This window comes from Sphingomonas epibiotica (assembly GCF_039615155.1).
Lineage (GTDB): Bacteria > Pseudomonadota > Alphaproteobacteria > Sphingomonadales > Sphingomonadaceae > Sphingomonas.
On record NZ_JBDGHY010000002.1, the window covers coordinates 435,377 to 456,330 of the forward strand.

The window sequence follows — 20,954 nt, forward strand, 5'->3', positions numbered from 1 at the left end:
ACAATATAGCAAGCTGGAAATCGGGTCGCTGACATACGTTAAGCACGGCTTCGCCGCGCATCAACACATCAACCTGGCGTCACAAAACTGTCGAGCACCCGTTTCTGTCCGGCGGTCTCGAACTGTACTTCCAGCTTGTTACCCTCAATCGTCTCGATCGTGCCGTAGCCGAATTTCTGATGGAACACTCGCTGCCCGGTCGACAGATCGCTGCGCCCTTTATTGCCAAGGCTGATCGCGCTCGCGCGCGCCTCGACCACCCGCGACGGAGTGGTGGTGAAGCTCGACCCCTGCGACGCGGCGCGCTGCCAGCCCGGACCGCGCCCCGTCCCGCGCGCGACGTCGGCGAACGGGTCGGCCCGCTCGCTCCAATTGGCACGCCACAGGCTCTCGCCACCCGCCATGGTGGTTTCCGTCTCGATATGCTCGGGCGGGAGTTCGCCGACGAAGCGCGACGGCAACGACGAATTCCACTGGCCGTAGATGCGACGATTGGCGGCATGGAACACCACCGCCAGTCGCCGGGCGCGGGTGATCGCGACATAGGCGAGGCGGCGTTCCTCCTCGAGGCTCGCCGTGCCGCCTTCGTCGAGCGAGCGTTGCGACGGGAACAGCCCTTCTTCCCAGCCGACACAGAACACCGTGTCGAATTCCAGCCCCTTCGCGGCGTGAATGGTCATGATCGTGACCTTTGGCTCCTCGGCCGACGCCTCATTGTCCATGACCAGCGAGACATGCTCGAGGAACGCGCCGAGCGACTCATATTCCTCCATCGCCCGCACGAGTTCGGTCAGATTCTCCAGCCGTCCGGCGGCCTCGGCGGTCTTTTCCGCCTGATACATGGCAGTATAGCCGCTTTCGTCCAGCAACTGCCGCGCCAGTTCGGCATGGGGCAGGCTCTGCGCCATGTCGCGCCAGCGTGCGAAGTCGCCGACCAGCCGACCCAGCGACTTGCGCGCCGCGCCGGTCAGTTCGTCGGTGTCGAGGATGCGCGCGGCGGCGGTCATCAGCGAAGTGCCGGTGGCGCGGGCGTAGCGGTGGACGGTCTGCACCGCCTTGTCGCCCAGTCCACGCTTGGGCACGTTGACGATCCGTTCGAAGGCGAGATCGTCGGCTGGCTGGTTGACGACGCGCAGATAGGCCAGGGCATCGCGGATTTCGGCGCGTTCGTAGAAACGGAACCCGCCGACGATCCGGTACGGCATGCCGATGCCGATAAAACGTTCTTCGAACTCGCGAGTCTGGTGCTGCGCGCGTACCAAGATCGCGAACTGGTCGAGATTCTTGCCGTCGCGCTGCCCGCGCTCGACCATCTCGCCGACGCGGCGTGCTTCTTCCGGGCCGTCCCACACGCCGATGACGCGGACCTTCTCGCCGACATCGGTTTCGGTCCACAGCGTCTTGCCAAGCCGCCCGCCATTATGCGCGATCACGCCCGATGCCGCGCCCAGGATATGCGGGGTCGACCGGTAATTCTGTTCCAGCCGGACGATCTTCGCGCCTGGAAAGTCGCGTTCGAACCGCAGGATATTCTCGACCTGCGCACCGCGCCACGAATAGATCGACTGGTCGTCGTCGCCGACGCAGCACAGGTTGCGCCGCTCCTGCGCCAGCAACCGCAGCCACAGATACTGGACGCTGTTGGTGTCCTGATATTCGTCGACCATGATGTAGCGGAAACGCTGCTGATACCCCGCCAGCACCTCGCGATGCGTGCGCAGGATCGTCAGCACATGCAGCAGCAGGTCACCGAAATCGCAGGCGTTCACCGCCTTCAGCCGGTCCTGATATTGCTGGTACAATTCGCCGCCACGCCCATTGGCGAAGCGTTCGCTTTCCCCGGCATCGACATCGGCCGGGATCATCCCCTTGTTCTTCCACCCGTCGATCAACCCAGCCAGGCTGCGCGCGGGCCAGCGTTTTTCGTCGAGGTTCGCGGCGACGATCAATTGCTTGAGCAGCCGCAACTGGTCGTCGGTATCGAGAATGGTGAAGTTGGATTGCAATCCGACCAGTTCGGCATGCCGCCGCAGCATCTTGGCACCGATCGCGTGGAAGGTGCCGAGCCACGGCATTCCCTCCACCATATCGCCGACCAGCCGCCCGACGCGCTCGCGCATCTCGCGTGCGGCCTTGTTGGTGAAGGTTACCGACAGGATTTCGGACGGGTACGCCTTGCGGGTATAGAGCAGATGCGCCAGCCGCGCGGTCAGCGCCGCGGTCTTGCCGGTGCCTGCGCCCGCCAGCACCAGCACCGGGCCGTCGGTAGTCAGCACCGCGTCACGCTGTGGTTCGTTCAGCCCGCTTAGATAGGGCGGATCGGCAGGAGTGGGAACAAGCGACATCGTCGAACAGGTAGGGAACGAAGCCCGACGCCACAAGCAATGAAATTGTTTCGGAACCGTCATCGTCCCGCCATCGACGGTTCGCTGCGTTGCAACAATTTCGGTCTAGCAGCGCGTTGCCGGCGGACGGCGGCGTCCGATTCGTGGACGACTGCTGCCGCGACGGGCACCGAATTCGCAGGAGCTACCATCATGACCATCCGTATCGTCGCCCTCGCGGCGACCGCTTTCGCGTGTCTGACGTCCGTCGCCCATGCCGAGGAGCGCGAAACCGTCTCGGCTCGCGTGTCCTATGCCGGACTGGACCTGACCAAGGCCGAAGACCGTCGCGTGCTCGACGCGCGTATCGACCGTGCGTCGCTCAAGGCCTGTCGTTCGAACGCGTTCGGCCTGCGCCGGATTGCCGACGAAAACCGCTGCCGTGCCGAAATGCACCGCGACGGTCAGGTCCGGGTCGCGCAGTTGCAGCCGGTGACGGTCGCCAGCGCGAAGTAAAGAGTGCGGTTCGTCACCCCGGCCACGGTGCCGGGGGCGGCTATATGAATAGTTGCGTAGCGTTGCGTGTTCGGGAAACCTTCTTGCGCAACGATGCCAAATCGTTAGGCGGGGGCATGACAAGCCTCCGCCCCATGCTGGCCCATCGCCGCATCCTGATCGCCAGCCTGATCGGCACCTCGGTCGAATTCTACGACTTCTATATCTATGCGACCGCGGCGACCCTCGTCTTCGGATCGCTGTTCTTTCCGTCCGAAAGTGCGTCCGCCCAGTTGATGGCCAGCTATCTGTCGATCGGTCTCGCCTTCGTCGCGCGGCCGCTGGGCGCGGTGGTATTCGGCCATTTCGGCGACCGGCTCGGCCGCAAGTCGACGCTGGTCGCGTCGTTGATGCTGATGGGTGGTTCGACCCTGCTGATCGCGTTCCTGCCGACCTATGCACAGGTGGGCTGGGTTGCGCCGCTGCTGCTGTGCACGTTGCGGTTCGCACAGGGGCTGGGGCTGGGCGGTGAATGGGGCGGGGCGGCGCTGCTTGCGGTCGAGAATGCGCCGCCCGGCTGGCGCGGACGTTTTGGCATGGTCCCGCAACTCGGCGCGCCGGTCGGCTTCATCGCCGCCAACGGACTGTTTCTGCTCCTCGGGCTGACCCTTTCCGAGGCCGATTTTCTCGCCTGGGGTTGGCGCCTGCCGTTCCTGTTCAGCGTCGCGCTGGTCGGGCTGGGTCTGTGGGTCCGGGTTAAACTAACCGAAACTCCCGCCTTTGCGCAGGCACTGGCGCATGAAGCGCCGCCGAGCGTCCCGATCGCCGAACTGGCCGGCAGCCATTTGCGCGCGACGCTGGCTGGCACCTTCGGCGTGATCGCCTGTTTCGCGCTCTATTACATCGCGACGACCTTCGTACTCGGCTATGGCACCACCACGCTCGGCTATTCGCGCGGCGCGTTCCTGCAGACACAGCTGGTCGCGATCCTGTTCATGGCGCTGGGTATCGCGCTAGCCGGTTGGCTGTCGGACCGTTCGACGCCGACGCGGGTGCTGGCGGGCGGTTGTTTCGGCGTGGTGCTGGCGGGCGGCCTGCTCGGACCGATGATCGGCGGAGGATCATTGTTCGTCATCGGCGCGTGGCTGTCGTTCGCGCTGCTGATGATGGGCTTCGTCTATGGCCCGCTCGGCGCGTGGCTGCCCGCGCTGTTCCCGGCGCGCGTGCGCTATACCGGTGCGTCGATGGGGTTCAATATCGGCGGCGTGATTGGCGGCGGGCTGACCCCCAGTATCGCCCAGGCGCTGTCGATCGATTACGGCCTGTGGTCGGTCGGCATGGTGCTGGCCGGGGCAGGGGTAGCCAGCCTGATCGGTCTCGCCCTGGTTCCGCGCGCGCGCTGACGTCAGCCCGCGCGGCTGGCCCGCTGCGGTTCGACGGCGACCGGATCGGGGACCGGCCGGATGCAATTGCGACCGGCATCCTTGGCGGCATAGGCGGCGCGATCGGCGCGCTCCAGCAGGCTGTCGATCGTGTCCACTGGTTCCAGCACCGCCAGTCCGGCGCTGATCGTCACCGCCGGCAGATGCGATGCGGTTTCCGATAACGCCGTCCGCACCGTCTGCGCGCTCAGCCACGCCCCGCGCAGCGTCGTGCGTTCGAGCAGTGCGACGAATTCCTCCCCGCCCAGACGGCCGACCGCCGCGCTCGCGGGCAGGCGATCGGACAGGATCCGGGCAAAGGCGCGCAGTACCGCGTCGCCGGTGGCATGGCCGTAACTGTCGTTGACCCGCTTGAAATGGTCGAGATCGAACAGGATCGCCGCCATCGGTTGCTCGCGCGCGCGGGCATCGGCCATCATCGCCTGTGCCCGCCGGTCGAATCCACGCCGGTTGGCGATGCCGGTCAGCGGATCGGTCTCCGATTCGGCGATCGTCCGTCCCATCGCCGCCTGAACGACGAGCAACAGGACGAGCAACCCGACGGTCACGATCAGCATCCCGCCGACCGATTGCGACAGCAAGGCATAGCTGCTCGCGGCATAGGCGATCGGCGTCGCGCCGGATCCAAACGCCGCCGCGAACAGCGGCTTGATGATGAAATAGGTCGTCATCAGCGCCAGGGCGATGCCTAGCGCAAGCCATAACGGGTCGCGTCGGCGCCGCACCGCGTCCACCGCGATGACCGTCGCCATCCCCGATCCGACCATGAAGGGTGACTGGAACGCCAGCTCGTACCACAGCTCGTTGCGCGGACCGTCCCAGATCGCCGCCCGCAGCAGCGCGCCACACAGGATCAGCAGCCCGAACGCTCCCCATGGCCGCCGCCGCCCCGCCATCGGCGCAAGCCCCAGCAGCAGCATCGCTATGCTGACGAGGAACGATCCGTAGCTGAGCATCATGAACGGCGTGGTGAACGGCGTCAGCCGGACGCCCAGCTCGCTGAGTGGCGTCAGCCCGCCGATCAGATAGGTCAGCGCGAAATAGGTGACGTAACGCTGTCCCGGATAGGACAGGCGGATGATCGCGAACGTTACCGCAAACAGACCCGCGACGACCGCATTGACGATCAGGGCGTAGACCGCACTATCCATCCTTGCTTGTCCGGTATCCGTCTTTGCCGCGTCTGCGAGCGATCTTCGCCGCGAACGCGCCGGTCCGTCAATCCCCGTCGTTCATAGCAAGTCGCAATAGCGTTATCTTGGCCTTGCCATAGACACGCTCGGCATTGACCGTGAAGCGGGGCAGGTCGATCGGCTCGGCCTTGGCGGTTTCGATGCTGACCCACGTCGCCGGCCCGATCCAGCCGAGCCGCGCCAGCTTGTCCGCCGCCACCGCGCCGGCGCCGCTGCCATAGGGCGGGTCCATCATGACGATGTCGAGCGGACGCGGGGCGGGGCCCAGCGCCAGCACCGAGGTCGCACGCACGTCGCCGCCCGCCGCGTCTAGCTTGGTCAGATTGGCGCGCAGCGCGTCGAGCGCTGCCCGGTCCTGTTCGACGAACAGACAGGTCGCGGCGCCGCGCGACAATGCCTCGATCCCCAGCGCGCCCGATCCGGCGAACAAATCGGCGACCGCCAGTTCCTCGAAGCTGCCGACCCGGCTGGCCAGCATCGAGAACAGCGCCTCGCGGGTCCGGTCGGCGGTGGGCCGGGTCGCATCGCCCTTCGGCGCGACGATCGGACGGCCGCGCCACATCCCCGATATGACCCGCATCAGCGCTTGCCCCCGCCCGGACGGCCGCCGCCCCTGGGTTTACCCTTGCCTGGTTTGGTCGAAGGGGTAGCCTTGGCCCAGCCGGTCGGCTTGCGCTTCGGCCGGTCGACGAAGCTCGCCCGGTCGGCATCGGCCGCCTGTTCGCGCGTCATCCGCTTTTCGACCGGACCGCGTGGGGCCTCGCTGCGCTCGACGCGCGGTTTGCGCGCGACCCCGTCATAGCCCGGCCGATCGGCATGCGCGGCGGCACGGCGCGTGCGGGCATTATCGGGCCGCTCGCCATAGGCCCGCCGGTCGCCCAGTCCCGGCTGACGGCGTTCGGCGGGCGTCTGCCCGGCCTGCGTCAACGGGTCGAAGCCGTCGCGCCGTTCGACCGGCCGCTCGGTCGCATGGGTGCGCGGGCCTACCCGGCGCTGGTCCGGGCTGCGCGGTCGATCGCCGAAACCGGCGCGTTCCGGCTGCGTGCCGAAGCTGCGCCGTTCGGCGTCGCCCTGTGGCCGCGAACCGAAACTACGCCGTTCGCCATCGCCTTGCGGACGTCCGCCGAAGCTGCCCCGCTCGCCGCCGCCCTGCGGGCGGCCCGGACCGTCGCGATCGGGGCGGCGGCCGCTGAAGCCCGACCGTTGCCCGTCGCGTTCGGTCCGGGGTCGCCGTTCGTCGAAGCGCGACGTCGCCACCGGTTCGGGACGCGGCAACGGCGTCGCGCGCTTCCATGCCTTCAGCGCCGCCGGATCTGCCCCCTCGGGGGTCGGCTTGCTGGTCGGCCTGTTGGCCAGCGTCTTGCGGAACGCGACCAGTTCATGCTGCTTGATCTCGTCCACCTCGCCCTCGGGCAGGTCTTCGAGGAAGAAGGGGCCGTAGCGCGTACGGATCAGGCGCGACACCTTCAGCCCCAGATGTTCGAGCACGCGGCGAACCTCGCGGTTCTTGCCCTCGGTCAGCGTCATCTCGATCCACGTATTGGTGCCGGTGCGCCGTTCGAGATTGGCGTTGATCGGGCCATAGCGCACGCCCTCGATCTCGATCCCCATCATCAGTTCTTCGAGCGTCTGCTGGCTGATCTCGCCATAGGCGCGCGCACGATAGGTCCGCTCGACCCCGGTTGCGGGCAGTTCCAGACGGCGCTTCAATTCGCCGTCGGTGGTCATCAGCAACAACCCTTCGGTATTCAGGTCGAGCCGCCCGACCGGGATTAGGCGCGGCAACCCCTTGGGCAGCCGGTCGTAGATCGTCTCGCGCCCGGCCCCGTCGCGCTCGGCGGTCAACGTGCCGGCGGGCTTGTGGAACCGGAACAGCCTGGTCGGTTCGGGGGCGGCAACGGGCGCGCCATCGACGGTGACGCCCTTGAGGTTGGGCAGGATGGTCGCGGGCGTTTCGAGGACGACGCCGTCCAGCGCGACGCGACCGGCGGCGATCATGCGTTCGATGTCGCGGCGCGATGCGACGCCGGCACGCGCCAGCAGCTTGGCGATTCGCTGGCCTTCGCGGGGGGAATCGGTCGCGGATTTGGGGGGGGTAACGATGGTCAGGGTATCCGTTTGCGGCGATGTGACGAAAGTTTCAGCCGAAGCGGTTCCTTCGTCGCCTTCGCGAGTTTGTGCGTTCGTATAAGCTGTAAGCATCCCGGTGGAAAGCGAGTGGGGCAATGTTGTTCGGGCGCAAGAAGCGGCACATCAACCGGATCCTGGTCGTCGAGGACGAACCCTTGGTCGCGTTCGACACCGAACATTTCCTTGGGGCTTCGGGTTTCGAGATCGCGGCGACGGTCGACACGGTGGCGGCCGCGCTGGCGACGCTCGAATCCGGGCGCGATCTCGATCTGATACTGGTCGACATCAACCTGTCGGATGGCAGCGGGCTGGACGTGGCGCGATCGGCACATGAACGCGGCATGCCGGTGCTGCTTGTCACCGGTGCCTGCCCGCAGGAAGCGCAGGTCTTCGCCGCCGGGTGCCTTAGCAAACCCTATCCGCAAAAGGATCTGCTGAGCGCAATCGACGCGATAGACGCGGTGATCGGCGGCGCCAAACTGCCGCGCCGGTTACCGAGCGGGTTCAACCTGTTTCGCACGGCGGCGTAGGGGAGCTACCTTCTTTACCGCTTTGGCGTCAGCCACCATGGTAACCGCATCTTGAATGCGTGATAAGCGAGGCTCGCGGCAGTCATGGTGCCCTTCGTTCGTGCTGAGTAGGGGCTGAGCTTGTCGAAGACCCGTATCGAAGCACCTGCCAACAACGGTCCTTAGATACGCTGTTTCGACAGGCTCAACAGCTACTCAGGACAAACGGGTCGGTAGGAAGTCGGCGCGCCCAAAGACCGTTGGTTCACCTTGCCGCCATCGCCAACCGCATCTACGGTCGCGCCCCTTCCTGGAGGACTTGCATGACCGAAGCCGCGCCCAAGGGGCTGGCGCTTATCCGTATGGGGCTGGGCAATCGCAAGACGGCGGCGATGTTCGCGTTCGGCCTTGCCGCCGGGCTGCCCTTCACCCTGTTGCTCGGCACGCTTAACGCATGGCTGGCGGAGGCGAAGATCAACCTCGCCACCATCGGGCTGTTGTCGTGGATCGGGTTGATAGCGGCGTTCAAGTTCCTGTGGTCGCCGGTCGTCGACCGGCTGCGCCTGCCGCTGCTCGAACGCTTCGGGCGGCGCAAGTCGTGGCTGCTGCTATGTCAGGCGGTGCTGGTCGTGACCTTCCTCACCCTGTCGGCCAGCGATCCGGCAGTTGCCATCGGCTGGTTCGCGCTGGTTGCGGTGATCGGCGCGTTCGCGGCAGCGACGCAGGATACGGTGATCGATGCCTGGCGAATCGACGTCGCTGACGAACGCGCGACTCTCGGCATCCTCTCGTCAATCTATCAACTCGGCTATCGCATCGCCACGCTGATCGGCGGTGCGCTGGCGCTGGTGCTGGCCGATGCGATCACCTGGCCGCTGGTCTATGCGGTGATGGGCGCGTTCATGGCGGCGTTGCTGGTCGCGACGCTGTTCGCGCCCGACACACCGCGTCCGGACGTCGAGCGGCACATAGGCGGCGCAGTGGGCCCAAGCACCCGCGACAAGCGGACCGGCCTGGTCATCGTGGGCCTGTGCTGGGGCTGGGCGATCGTCACCATCGGCGCGTTCATGGTCCGCGTTCTGAACGTTGCGCCGGGCGAAACCCCGCCCAGCGTCGGCGATTTCACCCGGCTGACCGGGCCATGGATCATCGTCGTCACCGTCGTCGTGCCGGCGCTGGTCGCGGCATGGCTCAACCGGCAGGCGCAACTGGCGGAATGGCTCGGCTGGAACCGCGACGGGGCTGCGGCACCGACGCCCGGCATTATCGAACATGGCTATCGCGCACTCATCCTGCCGCTGTCCGAACTGGTCGGGCGGCTTGGGTTCGGTGCGGTCATCGTGCTCGGGCTGATCCTCAGCTACCGGCTGTGCGATTCGATCTGGGGGCCGTTCGCCTATCCTTTCTATCTCGAGGAGTTGCAGTACACGAATGCCGAGGTTGCCTTCGCTTCCAAGATTTTCGGCGTCGGCATGACCATCGTCGGGGTGTCGCTGGGCGGCATCCTGTTCGCGGTGCTGGGGCGGATGCCGACGCTGCTGATCGGCGCGATCGTCGCGGCGGCGAGCAACCTGCTCTATGCCGATCTGGCATCGGGCGCACCGGTGATCGACGTGGTGGCCGGGGCGACCGGGTTGCTGAACCTCGGCGTCGATGCGCGGATGATGCGGCTGATGGTCGCGATCTCGGGCGAGAATATCGCCGGCGGTTTGGCCGGCGCGGCGTTCGTCGCCTATCTTTCCTCGATCGCCAGCAAGGAACATAGCGCGGTCCAGTATGCGCTGCTGTCGTCGCTGACATTGCTGGTCGGCTCGCTTGGCCGGGCTGGCTTGGGCGAAGCGGTCGAGCAAATGGGCTATGCCCCGGTCTTCCGCTTCACCGCCGCACTGGGGCTGGTCGCGGTGGCGTTCGTGCTGCTCGAATGGGTGCGGTGGAAGCGGGAGCTTGCGCGCGCCAATTGACCCGAAGGCGCGGAGACGCGAAGTTCAAGAAGAAAGTGGTTTGCGCAGAGGCGCAGAGAGGTTGCGGACCCGGCAGATGGTATCGATCCGGCGAAGCCTCTTTCCCTTTCGGTTGCCTTCGGACGGAGAGCCGCTATCGCGGCGGACGCAACTTCTCTGCGCCGCCGCGCCCCTGCGCGAAAGCTGACCTTTCTGCTTCTTCGCGTCTCCGCGCATTTGCGTGAACTGATTTAGACCGGCACCTCGTCATTCGCCGACAACACGGTGCCCGCCAGGTACAGCGACCCCGCAATCAACACCGACTCCGGCTCCGAGCGCGCCAGCAGGTCGAGCGCCGCCGCCGGATCGGTCGCAACATCGGCCTGCAACCCTAAGGCCCGCGCCTGTCGCGCCAGTTCGGCCGGCGGATGGTGGGCGTGGCCCGGCACCGGTACTGCCACCACATGGTCGACCACCTCGCCCAGATGCCGCAGCACCGCGCCGGCATCCTTGTTCGCCAGCATCCCCAGCACCAGCGCCGACCCTTCGCCGCGGCTGATGCGGGGCCAGCCGCGCGCCATCTCGATCGCGGCGGATTCGTTGTGCGCCCCGTCGAGCCACACGCCATGGCGCGGATCGACCCGCCCGGTCAGCGGTCCGCCCGGCCGCAGCCGTTGCATTCGCGCCGGCCAGCGCGCGGTGCCGGCGGCGGTGCGGATCGCCGCGCCCGATACCGGTACCGCCGACTGATGCCGCAGCATTGCCGCCGCCAGCGCCAGATTGTCGCGCTGATGCACCCCCGCTAGCGCCGGTTCGGGCAGGTCGAGCGTCCCCATCGCATCGCGGTAGCGCCCGTCGACCGCGTCCCAAGCCGATCCCCGCGCGATCAGCGTGCCGCCCGCCGCATCGACCGTCGCTTCGACTCGCGCGGCAATCTCGGGCGGGTAGGCGAGGGTGACGACCGGCACGCCCGGCTTGGCGATGCCCGCCTTTTCGCCGGCGATGCCGACCAGCGACGATCCCAGAAACGCTTCGTGATCGATGCCCAGCGCCGCGATACCGCAGGCGACGGGCGCGGGCAGGACGTTGGTCGCATCGAGCCGCCCACCCAGACCGACCTCGATCACGCACGCATCGGCCGGCGTCCGGGCAAAGGCGAGGAATGCGGCGGCCGTCGTGATCTCGAAGAAGCTCGCCCCGATCCCATCGGCCGCGTCGAGCACCTCGCCCAGCAGCGCCGCCAGCGCCGGATCGTCGATCAGCGTCCCCGCCAGCCGGATGCGTTCGTTGAACCGCACAAGATGCGGGCTGGCATAGACGTGCACCCGCAGCCCGGCCGCCTCGATCGCCGCGCGCAGATAGGCACAGGTCGATCCCTTTCCATTGGTCCCCGCGACATGGAACACTGGCGGCAGATGGCGATGCGGGTCGCCCAGCCGCCCCAGCAGCCGGGTGATGCGATCGAGGCCGAGAATATCGGCGCCGGGCGACAGCAACGTCAGCCGGTCAAGTTGCGCCTGCACCACCGGATCGGTCGAGATAGCGAAATCAGCCACTTGCAAATCCTCCCCGCTACGCGGGGAGGGGGACCAGCCGCAGGCTGGTGGAGGGGGGTGGCCACCTCCACGACAATTGCGTTTGGCTGCGATCCCCCTCCACCACCGCTACGCGGCGGTCCCCCTCCCCGCGAAGCGGGGAGGATTTGGCCGTCACGCCGCTTCCTTGCGTCCCAGAAATTCGATCAACTGCGCCAGTTCGGCCGGCAGATCGCGCCGATGCGTCACGCGGTCGATCAGGCCGTGGTCGCGATAATATTCGCTCGTCTGGAAATCCTCGGGCAGCTTCTCGCGGATCGTGCTTTCGATCACGCGCCGCCCGGTGAACGCCAAGGTCGCCTTCGGCTCGGCGATCTGCACATCGCCCAGCATCGCATAGGCCGCCATCACCCCGCCCGAGGTCGGATCGGTCAGCACCACCAGATAGGGTAGGCCGGCATCGTGCAGCATCTCGATCGCCACGGTCGTGCGCGGCATCTGCATCAGGCTGAGAATGCCCTCCTGCATCCGCGCGCCGCCGCTCGCCGTAAAGACGATATAGGGCACGCCGCGTGCGATCGCCGCCTCGACACCGGCGATGAACGCCTCACCGACGAACTGGCCCATCGACCCGCCCATGAACGCGAAGTTCTGGACGCCGATCACGCAGCCGCGTCCGGCGATGGTGCCATAGGCGTTCTGATACGCGTCCTGCTCGCCGGTATCGGTCCGCGCCGCCTTCAGCCGGTCGACATAGCGCTTGCTGTCGCGGAACTTCAGCGGGTCTTCGGCTACCTTCGGATTGGGCAGGATCTCGACGCTGCCGTCATCGAACAGCTGCTGGAACCGCTCCTTCGGCCCGATACGGCCATGATGGTCGCATTGCGGGCAGACGTGCAGGTTCTCCTCCCAATCCTTGTTGAATATCATCTGCCCGCACCCCTTGCACTTGTGCCAGAGATGGTCGGGCGTTTCCTTGCGCGCGACGAAGGGCAGGGCGTTGCGGACGCGGTTCAGCCAGCTCATGCGGGTTCCTTGCTCGCCGTCGCGACCGCCGCGGCGAGGCTTTCGATATAGGATTGGACGGGGGCGGCGGCGTGCTGCCCATGTTCCGCGACAATTTCGACAATCGCCGATCCGACGACGACGCCATCGGCGACGCGCGCAATATTGGCCGCCTGTTCGGGAGTGCGCACGCCGAAGCCGACGGCGATCGGCAGGTCGGTCGCGGCCTTCAGCCGGGCGACGGCATCGTCGATCGACGCCTGCACCGCCTGCTGCTTGCCGGTGATCCCCGCGACCGAGACATAGTAGAGAAAGCCGCCGGCCCCCTCCAATACGTTCGGCAGGCGGGCGGCGTCGGTCGTCGGCGTGGCCAGCCGGATCGCGGCGACACCGTGTTCGCGCAACTGCTGTCCCAGGCTGTCGTCTTCCTCGGGCGGAATGTCGACGCAGATTACGCCATCGACCCCGGCCGCCGCAGCGGCTTGGGCGAACCAGTCCGCCCCGCGCCGGACCATCGGATTGGCATAGCCCATCAGCACCAGCGGCACGTCGGGGTGGCGTTCGCGAAAGCCCGTCGCGATGCGCAGCACATCGGCAGTCCGCGTTCCCGCCGCCAGCGAACGGATGTTCGCCGACTGGATGGCGGGACCATCGGCCATCGGATCGGTAAACGGCATGCCCAGTTCGATCACGTCCGCTCCCCCCGCGACCAGCGCGTCGAGGATGGCAGGGGTGGCGTCGGGCGTCGGATCGCCGGCGGTGACGAAGCACACCAGCGCCGGTCGGCCCTTGCCGAACGCAGCGGCGAGGCGCGCGGTCAAAGCCCTCTCTCCTTCAGGGGAGTTGCAGGTCGGTTGTGCCCCCGGCACAACCTCAACAGCGCGGGGCGCTGTTGACCTGCAACTGGTTGGGAGAGGGGGTGGGTCACGATACTTTCCAACAAGCGCAACACGCCTTCCAAATTATGCATCACGTCAGCGTTAGCGAACCGCACTACCCGATAGCCGAGTTCGGTCAAATAGGCGCTGCGCGCTTCGTCATACTCGACGGTTTCGCCGTGCAGGTGCCCGTCGAGTTCGATCACCAGCTTCGGCACGTTGCTGGCAAAGTCGGCGATAAACGGCCCGATCACTTTCTGCCGCCGAAACTTCACACCAGCGAACCGTTCGGCCCGCAACGCGAACCACAGACGCTGTTCGGCAGGAGTGGGAGCCTTACGTGCCGCCTTGGCTCTTTCCGTCAAACCGGCGTCGCGCACTGCCCCTCTCCCAACCCTCTCCCCTGAAGGGGAGAGGGCTTTTGGCTTTAGATATCGACCCCCAGCGCGCTAGCCACCGTGAAGATATCCTTGTCCCCGCGGCCGCACAGGTTGGCGAGGATGATTTGGTCGCTCCGCATGGTCTTCGCCCGCCGCGCCACTGCCGCAATGGCATGGGCGGGTTCCAGCGCCGGAATAATCCCCTCGGTCCGGCACAGCATCTGGAACGCGTCGAGCGCATCGACATCGGTCGCGCTGTCATATTCGACCCGCCCGATATCGCGCAGCCACGCATGTTCCGGCCCGATCCCGGGATAGTCGAGTCCCGCCGAGATCGAATGCCCCTCGGCGATCTGCCCGTCCTCGTCCTGCAACAAATAGGTCTTGTTGCCATGGAGGATACCGGGGAACCCGCCGGCCAGCGACGCGGCATGGTCCTTGTCCAGCCCATGGCCCGCCGCCTCGACGCCCAGCATCGCCACGTCGGCATCGTCGAGGAACGGATGGAACAGCCCGATCGCGTTCGATCCGCCACCGATCGCCGCGACCAGCAGGTCGGGCAGGCGGCCGGTCCGCTCCAGCATCTGCGCGCGCGCCTCGCGACCGATGATGCTTTGGAAATCGCGCACCAGCTCGGGATAGGGGTGCGGGCCGGCGGCGGTACCGATGATGTAGAAGGTGTCGTGGACGTTCGCGACCCAGTCGCGTAAGCCTTCGTTCATCGCGTCCGACAGCGTCGCCGCACCGCTGGTCACCGGCCGTACCTCGGCGCCCAGCAGCTTCATGCGGAACACGTTCGGCTGCTGCCGCTCGACGTCCTTGGCGCCCATATAGATGACGCAGGGCAGGCCGAAGCGCGCGCAGACGGCGGCGGTCGCCACGCCATGCTGGCCGGCGCCCGTCTCGGCGATGATCCGCGTCTTGCCCATGCGGATCGCCAACAGGATCTGGCCGATGCAGTTGTTGATCTTGTGCGCGCCGGTATGGTTCAGCTCGTCGCGCTTGAACCACACCTGCGCGCCCATGCCCGGCTCGGCCGATGCGCGCAGCGTCTCCGACAGCCGTTCGGCATGATAGAGCGGGCTGGGCCGACCGACATAATGCGTCATCAGGTCGTCGAACTGCGCGGCAAAGGCGGGATCGGCCTTCGCCGCCTTATATTCGCGGTCGAGGTCGAGGATCAGCGGCATCAGCGTTTCGGCGACATAACGGCCGCCAAAGGCACCGAAATGACCACGATCGTCGGGCTGGGCGCGATAGCTGTTGGGAGCGTTCATGGGGTCGCTCGTTACGCCCGGCGGCGGGCGCTGTCGAGTATCAGCCGCCGGTCACGCTGCGTACGAACGCGGCGATCCGCCCGGCGTCCTTGACCCCCGGCGCGCTTTCCACGCCCGATGACACATCGACCAGCGGCGCCCGCGTGACCCGGATTGCCTCGGCGACGTTGCCGGCATCGAGTCCGCCCGACAATGCCCAGGGCAGTGGATGGACGAAGCCGTCGAGCAGCCCCCAGTCGAACCGCAGCCCCATGCCACCCGGCAATGCCGCCCCGGGCGGGGTCTTGGCATCGTACAGCACCCGGTCCGCCGCTCCGACCAGCGTCCGCGCGGCCTCCAGATCGGCCCGCGTCTTGATCGCGACCGCACCCCAGACTTCCCGGCCGGTCCGCGCCCGGATCGCGGCGATCCGATCGGGCGCGGTCTTGTGAAGCTGGATCGCGTCCAGCCGGGCGGCGGCCATCGCCGCATCGAGCAGCGCGTCGTCGGGATCGACGAACACGCCCACCTTCGCGACCCGGTCCGGCACCTGCCGCGCCAGCCCCGCCGCCGCGTCGAACGCTAGATTGCGGGGGGAGGGGGCGAAGAAGACGAAACCGACATGGCTCGCCCCGGCGGTCAGCGCGGCAGCCAGCGTGTCGGGCGTCGACAGGCCGCAAATCTTGATCAGGGTCATGGACCGCGGCTTAGCGGGCGGCAGGGCGCGGCGAAAGGGCGTCGACCCCTGGAAAAATGCGCATGCTATGTCCGCACTATGCGATTGCCGACAATCGATCTCGTATTGCTATGTCGCGGTAAGTAGCTGGAACGGCACGGCCGCAACGACGGCCGGGTCCATCGAAGGCAACCGTATATGGCATCTGCAACGCAATCGGATATCGCGGAACCCGACCTGTTCTATGTCGGACAGGACTGTGCCGGGCACTGGCTGGTCCAGGACCGGCATCGGCGACTGGAGGGACGTTTCGTATCGTTTTCGGCGGCGTTGCGCTTCGCGGAGGCGGAGCGGCAAAGCTATCATGCCGGCATCGAACTGGCGACGGTCCCGCTGATCCCGATCATCCCGTTCGGACCGGTCGCGGGCGAACCGCGGGAGGCAGCACATGGCGCGTAACATCGCTCTCCGCGATCCGCGTTGGGATGCGATCGCCGCCACCTTGTCGGGATTGCGCCAGCGCCGCCGCCGGGCGGTGCGGATCGTCGATGCCGATTGCGGGTGCGGAACCCTGCTGCTCGCGGCATTGACCCATGCCCGCGCGCTCGGTTTCACCGCAATCGAAGGCCGGGGTCTCGACCGGTCGCCGATGCGGATCGGGCGTGCGCGGCGTGCCGCGATGCGGCTGCGCGATCCGGCGATCGGCGTGACGTTCGATGCGGGCGACGCGCTTGGCGCACTGGTCGAGGAAGTCGACGCGCCGGCCGATATCCTGCTGTGCCACACCGCCGTTCCGGGGTCGATGATGGCGGCGGCCGGGGACGTCGTGATCGGCGATTCGATCCCGTCCGGGCGGGGGGCGGCATGATGCGTCGTCGCGATCTATGCTGGCGCGCCGCGGGCATGACGCTGATCGTCGCTGCCTGTGCGGTCGCGGTTCTGGCTTATGGGTCGGCGTCGGCTCTGTTCGCGCTGCCGGCGGCGCTCGCCGGCCTGACGCTGGCCGTACAGGGCAAGCGGGTGATGCAGGCGATCCGGGCCACCCGTCACGGGCATGCCGACACCGCCGCTGCCATCCATCTCGGCCGGCGGCGGCACGGTCGATCCGGTTCGTGGCCTATAGCGTAGCCTCGATCGCGCGTGCCGCCTGATCGGGGTTTTCCGCCTGGGTGATCGGCCGTCCGATCACTAGCACCGACGCGCCGCCGTCCAGCGCCGCGCGCGGGGTCACCACCCGCTTCTGGTCGCCGACCGGGCCGTCCGCCGGCCGCACGCCCGGTACGACGAAGAACCCTTGCGGCCATGCCTTCTTCGCCGCCGCGACCTCGGCCCCCGAACACACGACGCCGTCGATCCCGGCACGCTTCGCCAGTTCGGTCAGCCGCACCACCTGTTCGTGCGGATCGGGGGCCAGGCCGATCGACGACAGGTCGTGCGCGTCGAGGCTGGTCAGCATCGTCACCGCCACCACCTTGGTCCCGACCGGCGCCGCCGCCTTCGCATCCTCCAGCATCGCCTGCCCACCGGCGGCATGGACGGTCAGGATGGCGGGATCGAGCGGCCCCAGCGCCTGGATCGCCTTGGCGACCGTGTTGGGGATGTCATGGAACTTCAGGTCGAGGAAGATGGGCAGGCCCAGATCGGCCATCGTCCGCACCCCCGCGCGGCCATTGGCCATGAAGAATTCGAGGCCGAGCTTCAGCCCGCCGACATGGCCGCGCACCGCCTGCGCCAGTGCCTTTGCCCGGTCCAAATCGGGGGTGTCGATCGCGACATAGATGGGCGAACGGCTCATAGCGTGGCTCCCATATTGGTCGTGGGTACCGCCTCGGCCGCGACGACCGGCACTGCATCCGCCCGGTGCAGGTCGGCCAGCGTCCGGTCGGTCGCCGCGATCCGCTGCCGCAAGCGCCAGCGCGTCAGGTGAAGCGCGACGAAGGTTGGCAGGAACCCGGCCAGAAAGGTCACGAGGAGCAGCAGCGGCAGGTTCACATCGGCATAAAGCGTGCCCCACAGCTTCAGCGGCACCATCGTCATGTTGTTCAGTGCAAAGGCGACCATCACCCCCACCAGCAATGCCCAGAACAGGGTTTTCAGGAACTGCATCGCTCAGGGAGCCTTCGTCGTTGTCGTCCGCCCTTCCTTACGCCCGTCGCGGCGGCTTTTCCAATAGGTGTCGGGTCAGCCGATTTCGGCGCGGAGTTCGTCGAACAGCGGCTGGATCGCCTGCAACCGCGGCTGTTCCTCGTCGAGAATGGCAAGGAACGCGGCACGCTTGTGCCGGGTGATCCAGCCGGGTGGCAGGCGGACCTCGGGCGGCAGGGTCGACAGCGCGATATCGATCATCCGCTCGGCCCCGTGTAGCCGCCCCCACAGATAGTCGTTCTCACGATAGGATCGGCTGAAGAACGCACCGAAATTGTTGAAGCGAATGCCTTTCAGCGTCGCCTCCGCACCGCCCGCCCGGATCGACGGCGCATCGTCGGGCGCGATGCGGTCGACCCGCACCGGATCGAATTCGTCCAGCCCTTCGCCGCCCAGCAGCGGCAGCGTCGCGATGTCGAAGAAGGGAAAGCCGAGATAGGCGAGCAGGATCGGCCGCCGGATATCGCGCGGGGTGGCGGACAGCGCCTCCGACATCCGCGCGTCGGTCTGCGCGTCGAGCGTCGCGAGGTCCATCGCACCGGCCATCGTCGTCAGCAGGTCGGCGGGATCGGCGCGCTTGTCCGCCGCCAGTGCCCGCACCGCGGCGAAATGGTCGGCATTCTCGCACGCCAGATAGGGCGTCAGGCTGGCGAAGATCGCCTCGCGCACCGGCGCCAGTGCCGCCGCGTCCTGTTCCGGCTCCATCGCCGAAATCGTCCGCACCAGCAGCCGCAACCGCCGGATGCGAAAGGCGAGATCGTGCGCGCGCAGAAACGCGACCGCCTCCGCCGACGCGCCGTCGCCATCGAACCGGACGCCACCGCGCTCCGCGACGACCCCGGCGAAGCCGTCGCGCAACCGCCGTATCCGGTCGGGCGACGCATCGTCCGCCAGCGTCGCGACGCGTTCGGCCAGCCGGTCCAGCACCTGATCGACCTTCAGCAGTCCATAAGCGGCATGGCCATATCCGGCGCGCTTGACCGCCTGCGCCTGCGCCCGCTGTCGCCAGCCGGCCAGCCGCGACGGCGTCGGCCAGTCGAGGAACAGCGTATAGCCGAACAGCTGTTCGACCTCCGCCTCCACGCCGCCGCGCAGTTGCTCGACGATCGCCAGCATCCGTTCGATCCGTTCCGATCTTCGCTGGATCGCATCCAGATTGTCGCGGATCGGCTGTTTGCGCGGCAGTTCGGACAGTGCGCCGAGGATCGTCTGAAAGAAGCTGGGGGGGCCGTCATGCGCGGTGCCGATGCCGAACTTGTGGTTGGGGGCGGGGTCGAGATAGACGAAGCGCCGATCGATCTGCCGCCGCGCCGGACGTTCGCGCAGCGCGTCGATCGCGGGGGCGAAGGGCGCATTGGCCAGCACCGATCCGTCGATCAGTGTCGCCTGCTCCGCCATGCCGACCGCCGACTGGCGCGGCAGCACCCGGCGCAGAAACGCATCGCGTCCCGGCCACTCCACCGCCCGATCGGCCAGCGCCGCGTCCAGCTCGCCGACCCGGAACGGCGGAAACGCACCGGGAAAGCTCGACGTCGCCCGCGCCGCGAACACTAGCTCGGCGGTATCGACCAGCCGTTCCCCGCCATGGTCGTGAAAGCCGATGACGAGCCGGTGCTCGGTCTCGACCACTTCCGGCGGTGAATTGAGCCGCAGCGTTTCGGGATGCCCCGCGAAATCGGTGACGGTCACGAACAGGTCGAGCGGCTGGCCGGGCGGCAGCAGCCGCGGCCCGGCGGGCGTCGCGGCCATCGCGGCAAAGGCGTCGAGCAGCATGTCGACCATCGCCCGCCCGCCAAAGGGCGGCTCGAACCAGCGCGCCCGCACGAAGCGGTCGAGCTTGGCGCGCAGTTCGTCGCGCGCAGCGATATCGACGCTCGACGCGGACTCGTCCTCGCGGCCCAGCGCCATCCACGCGATCGGTCGCGCCCAGGGTCGCGACAGCGCGCTCGCCGGCGCCTGTGCCGGATCGATCAGCGCCTCGATATCCGCGCCGTCGAGCCACAGGTCGGTCAGCGGATCAAGCGACTGGCCGGTCGACACCGCCTGCGCCAGGAACACGCCGTTGATCCCGCCCGCGCTCGCCCCAGCGACGATATCGACCAGCACGCGCAGGCGGATACCGGTCAGCGCGGCCAGATCGGTCAGCATCGCCTGATACACCGCCGCGCTACCCGTCAGCGGCTCGCCCGCGTCCTGCACCGCCCGGCTGGCACGAGCGATGTGCCATATTTCCTTGACCAGCCCGTGCATATACACGGCGAGGCTGATCCCCCCGTAGCAGACCAGCGCCAGGCGCAGTTCGCGTTCGTGGAGCGGGGGCGGGGCGTCGGTCATGCCGGGGCGAGCGTCGCCCAGATCGGCAGATGGTCCGATGCCTTGCGCGCGGCCGCGCTGTGATGAACGCCGGCATCGACGATCTTCAATTCGCTCGACACCATGATCCGGTCGAGCCGCCCGACCGGGTGGCGCGCGTGGAAGCTGGGGCCGGTCTCGGCAAAGCAGTGCGTCCGCCCGAAGTCGCGCAGACACCCCGATCGCGGCGTCCATTCGTTCAGGTCGCCCATCAGCACGCTGGGCAGTTTCGGCGAACAGCCATCGACCTCGCTCAGGATCGCGTGCGCCTGTTTACGTCGCCACAGCCCCGACAGGTCGAGATGCATGCCGACCACGCGCAAGGCTATGCCGTTGGTAGTGACGTCGGCCCGCACCGCGCCGCGCGGTTCGAGCGCCGGTATCTCGATCCGCCGCTGTCCGCTGACGCTCGCTTCCTTGCGCACCAACAGGGCATTGCCGTGCCAGCCCATCGATTTGGCCCGAATCGCCAGCGGCACCGCGACCCATGGGCTGTGTTCGTCGAGCAGATGCGCCGGAATCACGCCGGCGCGCTCGCCCAGCCGCCGGTCGCATTCCTGCAATGCGATGATATCGGCATCGATCTCGCGCAGCACCTCCAGCGTCCGCTCGGGCATCCGGCGGCGATCGGTGCCGATCGCCTTGCGCATATTGTAGCTGGCCACTTTTATCATCGCTCGGCACTCAACGTCGC

Annotated in this window: 21 protein-coding genes; 7 read left to right on the forward strand and 14 right to left on the reverse strand. The window is 67.4% G+C overall.

Annotated features, from left to right (window positions below; all coding sequences use genetic code 11):
* Positions 1-68: 68 nt before the first annotated feature.
* On the reverse strand, positions 69-2,345 hold the full coding sequence (locus tag AAIO73_RS05820) for an ATP-dependent helicase (RefSeq protein WP_345876789.1): 2,277 nt from the start codon (positions 2,343-2,345) through the stop codon (positions 69-71).
* A gap of 192 nt (positions 2,346-2,537) precedes the next feature.
* Here AAIO73_RS05820 and AAIO73_RS05825 point away from each other — a divergent pair, with 192 nt between their 5' ends.
* Positions 2,538-2,840, forward strand: a complete 303-nt coding sequence (locus AAIO73_RS05825; protein ID WP_345876790.1) for a UrcA family protein — start codon at positions 2,538-2,540, stop codon at positions 2,838-2,840.
* 116 nt (positions 2,841-2,956) lie between these two features.
* Entirely contained in the window at positions 2,957-4,222 is a 1,266-nt protein-coding gene (locus tag AAIO73_RS05830) for an MFS transporter (protein ID WP_345876791.1), read from the forward strand.
* Between the two features lie 2 nt (positions 4,223-4,224).
* Here the strand turns inward: AAIO73_RS05830 and AAIO73_RS05835 are convergent, their stop codons facing one another.
* From AAIO73_RS05835 to AAIO73_RS05845, 3 genes are all read right to left on the reverse strand, one after another.
* A complete protein-coding gene (locus tag AAIO73_RS05835) occupies positions 4,225-5,412 on the reverse strand; it encodes a GGDEF domain-containing protein (RefSeq protein ID WP_345876792.1) in 1,188 nt (395 codons plus the stop codon).
* Between the two features lie 67 nt (positions 5,413-5,479).
* Positions 5,480-6,034, reverse strand: a complete 555-nt coding sequence (gene rsmD / locus AAIO73_RS05840; protein ID WP_345876793.1) for a 16S rRNA (guanine(966)-N(2))-methyltransferase RsmD — start codon at positions 6,032-6,034, stop codon at positions 5,480-5,482.
* Positions 6,034-7,563: a pseudouridine synthase gene (locus AAIO73_RS05845; protein ID WP_345876906.1), complete on the reverse strand. Its 1,530-nt coding sequence runs from the start codon at positions 7,561-7,563 to the stop codon at positions 6,034-6,036. The genes rsmD and AAIO73_RS05845 overlap by 1 nt, the downstream gene beginning before the upstream one ends.
* A gap of 116 nt (positions 7,564-7,679) precedes the next feature.
* On the opposite strand from AAIO73_RS05845, the gene AAIO73_RS05850 reads away from it, so the two are divergent.
* A complete protein-coding gene (locus AAIO73_RS05850; RefSeq protein ID WP_345876794.1) occupies positions 7,680-8,114 on the forward strand; it encodes a response regulator in 435 nt (144 codons plus the stop codon).
* 302 nt (positions 8,115-8,416) lie between these two features.
* Positions 8,417-10,054 (forward strand): AmpG family muropeptide MFS transporter, encoded by a 1,638-nt coding sequence (locus AAIO73_RS05855; RefSeq protein ID WP_345876795.1) that lies wholly within the window; start codon positions 8,417-8,419, stop codon positions 10,052-10,054.
* Between the two features lie 230 nt (positions 10,055-10,284).
* On the opposite strand, the gene AAIO73_RS05860 is transcribed toward AAIO73_RS05855, so the two are convergent.
* From AAIO73_RS05860 to AAIO73_RS05885, 6 genes are all read right to left on the reverse strand, one after another.
* Complete coding sequence (locus tag AAIO73_RS05860) at positions 10,285-11,589, reverse strand: bifunctional folylpolyglutamate synthase/dihydrofolate synthase (protein WP_345876796.1); 1,305 nt, start codon at positions 11,587-11,589, stop codon at positions 10,285-10,287.
* Between the two features lie 153 nt (positions 11,590-11,742).
* The gene (gene accD, locus AAIO73_RS05865) at positions 11,743-12,594 is read right to left on the reverse strand and encodes an acetyl-CoA carboxylase, carboxyltransferase subunit beta (RefSeq protein ID WP_345876797.1); all 852 of its coding nucleotides are present in this window, start codon (positions 12,592-12,594) and stop codon (positions 11,743-11,745) included.
* Positions 12,591-13,394, reverse strand: coding sequence for a tryptophan synthase subunit alpha (trpA, locus tag AAIO73_RS05870; protein ID WP_345876798.1), 804 nt, complete (start codon positions 13,392-13,394; stop codon positions 12,591-12,593). Before trpA ends, accD begins: the two co-directional genes overlap by 4 nt.
* The gene (locus tag AAIO73_RS05875) at positions 13,391-13,831 is read right to left on the reverse strand and encodes an endonuclease domain-containing protein (RefSeq protein WP_345876799.1); all 441 of its coding nucleotides are present in this window, start codon (positions 13,829-13,831) and stop codon (positions 13,391-13,393) included. The genes trpA and AAIO73_RS05875 overlap by 4 nt, the downstream gene beginning before the upstream one ends.
* Positions 13,832-13,878: 47 nt before the next feature.
* Positions 13,879-15,108 (reverse strand): tryptophan synthase subunit beta, encoded by a 1,230-nt coding sequence (trpB, locus tag AAIO73_RS05880; protein WP_345876800.1) that lies wholly within the window; start codon positions 15,106-15,108, stop codon positions 13,879-13,881.
* Between the two features lie 40 nt (positions 15,109-15,148).
* Complete coding sequence (locus tag AAIO73_RS05885; RefSeq protein WP_345876801.1) at positions 15,149-15,784, reverse strand: phosphoribosylanthranilate isomerase; 636 nt, start codon at positions 15,782-15,784, stop codon at positions 15,149-15,151.
* Positions 15,785-15,961: 177 nt separating this feature from the next.
* Between AAIO73_RS05885 and AAIO73_RS05890 the strand changes: the two genes are divergently transcribed.
* From AAIO73_RS05890 to AAIO73_RS05900, 3 genes are read left to right on the forward strand one after another with little or no spacing between them, the layout of a single operon-like run.
* On the forward strand, positions 15,962-16,222 hold the full coding sequence (locus AAIO73_RS05890) for a hypothetical protein (RefSeq protein WP_345876802.1): 261 nt from the start codon (positions 15,962-15,964) through the stop codon (positions 16,220-16,222).
* Complete coding sequence (locus AAIO73_RS05895; RefSeq protein ID WP_345876803.1) at positions 16,212-16,631, forward strand: SAM-dependent methyltransferase; 420 nt, start codon at positions 16,212-16,214, stop codon at positions 16,629-16,631. The genes AAIO73_RS05890 and AAIO73_RS05895 overlap by 11 nt, the downstream gene beginning before the upstream one ends.
* Entirely contained in the window at positions 16,628-16,891 is a 264-nt protein-coding gene (locus AAIO73_RS05900; RefSeq protein WP_345876804.1) for a hypothetical protein, read from the forward strand. Before AAIO73_RS05895 ends, AAIO73_RS05900 begins: the two co-directional genes overlap by 4 nt.
* Here AAIO73_RS05900 and pyrF read toward each other — a convergent pair.
* The 4 genes from pyrF to AAIO73_RS05920 form a co-directional block, all read right to left on the reverse strand.
* A complete protein-coding gene (gene pyrF, locus AAIO73_RS05905; protein ID WP_345876805.1) occupies positions 16,881-17,558 on the reverse strand; it encodes an orotidine-5'-phosphate decarboxylase in 678 nt (225 codons plus the stop codon). The two genes, AAIO73_RS05900 and pyrF, sit on opposite strands and share 11 nt — an antisense overlap.
* Positions 17,555-17,869 (reverse strand): lipopolysaccharide assembly protein LapA domain-containing protein, encoded by a 315-nt coding sequence (locus AAIO73_RS05910; protein WP_345876806.1) that lies wholly within the window; start codon positions 17,867-17,869, stop codon positions 17,555-17,557. The genes pyrF and AAIO73_RS05910 overlap by 4 nt, the downstream gene beginning before the upstream one ends.
* Positions 17,870-17,944: 75 nt before the next feature.
* Positions 17,945-20,242, reverse strand: a complete 2,298-nt coding sequence (locus AAIO73_RS05915) for a patatin-like protein (protein ID WP_345876807.1) — start codon at positions 20,240-20,242, stop codon at positions 17,945-17,947.
* Entirely contained in the window at positions 20,239-20,934 is a 696-nt protein-coding gene (locus AAIO73_RS05920; protein ID WP_242116331.1) for an endonuclease/exonuclease/phosphatase family protein, read from the reverse strand. Before AAIO73_RS05920 ends, AAIO73_RS05915 begins: the two co-directional genes overlap by 4 nt.
* Positions 20,935-20,954 lie beyond the last annotated feature (20 nt).

Excerpts from the sequence above, each read along its gene's own strand:
- AAIO73_RS05915 (WP_345876807.1), bottom strand. The coding sequence starts at position 20,242 with ATGACCGACGCCCCGCCCCCGCTCCACGAACGCGAACTGCGCCTGGCG.
- AAIO73_RS05890 (WP_345876802.1), top strand. The coding sequence starts at position 15,962 with ATGGCATCTGCAACGCAATCGGATATCGCGGAACCCGACCTGTTCTAT.
- AAIO73_RS05910 (WP_345876806.1), bottom strand. The coding sequence starts at position 17,869 with ATGCAGTTCCTGAAAACCCTGTTCTGGGCATTGCTGGTGGGGGTGATG.
- AAIO73_RS05895 (WP_345876803.1), top strand. The coding sequence starts at position 16,212 with ATGGCGCGTAACATCGCTCTCCGCGATCCGCGTTGGGATGCGATCGCC.
- AAIO73_RS05855 (WP_345876795.1), top strand. The coding sequence starts at position 8,417 with ATGACCGAAGCCGCGCCCAAGGGGCTGGCGCTTATCCGTATGGGGCTG.
- AAIO73_RS05820 (WP_345876789.1), bottom strand. The coding sequence starts at position 2,345 with ATGTCGCTTGTTCCCACTCCTGCCGATCCGCCCTATCTAAGCGGGCTG.
- AAIO73_RS05885 (WP_345876801.1), bottom strand. The coding sequence starts at position 15,784 with ATGACCCTGATCAAGATTTGCGGCCTGTCGACGCCCGACACGCTGGCT.
- accD (WP_345876797.1), bottom strand. The coding sequence starts at position 12,594 with ATGAGCTGGCTGAACCGCGTCCGCAACGCCCTGCCCTTCGTCGCGCGC.
- AAIO73_RS05835 (WP_345876792.1), bottom strand. The coding sequence starts at position 5,412 with ATGGATAGTGCGGTCTACGCCCTGATCGTCAATGCGGTCGTCGCGGGT.
- AAIO73_RS05900 (WP_345876804.1), top strand. The coding sequence starts at position 16,628 with ATGATGCGTCGTCGCGATCTATGCTGGCGCGCCGCGGGCATGACGCTG.
- AAIO73_RS05850 (WP_345876794.1), top strand. The coding sequence starts at position 7,680 with ATGTTGTTCGGGCGCAAGAAGCGGCACATCAACCGGATCCTGGTCGTC.
- AAIO73_RS05825 (WP_345876790.1), top strand. The coding sequence starts at position 2,538 with ATGACCATCCGTATCGTCGCCCTCGCGGCGACCGCTTTCGCGTGTCTG.
- rsmD (WP_345876793.1), bottom strand. The coding sequence starts at position 6,034 with ATGCGGGTCATATCGGGGATGTGGCGCGGCCGTCCGATCGTCGCGCCG.
- AAIO73_RS05920 (WP_242116331.1), bottom strand. The coding sequence starts at position 20,934 with ATGATAAAAGTGGCCAGCTACAATATGCGCAAGGCGATCGGCACCGAT.
- pyrF (WP_345876805.1), bottom strand. The coding sequence starts at position 17,558 with ATGAGCCGTTCGCCCATCTATGTCGCGATCGACACCCCCGATTTGGAC.
- trpB (WP_345876800.1), bottom strand. The coding sequence starts at position 15,108 with ATGAACGCTCCCAACAGCTATCGCGCCCAGCCCGACGATCGTGGTCAT.
- AAIO73_RS05830 (WP_345876791.1), top strand. The coding sequence starts at position 2,957 with ATGACAAGCCTCCGCCCCATGCTGGCCCATCGCCGCATCCTGATCGCC.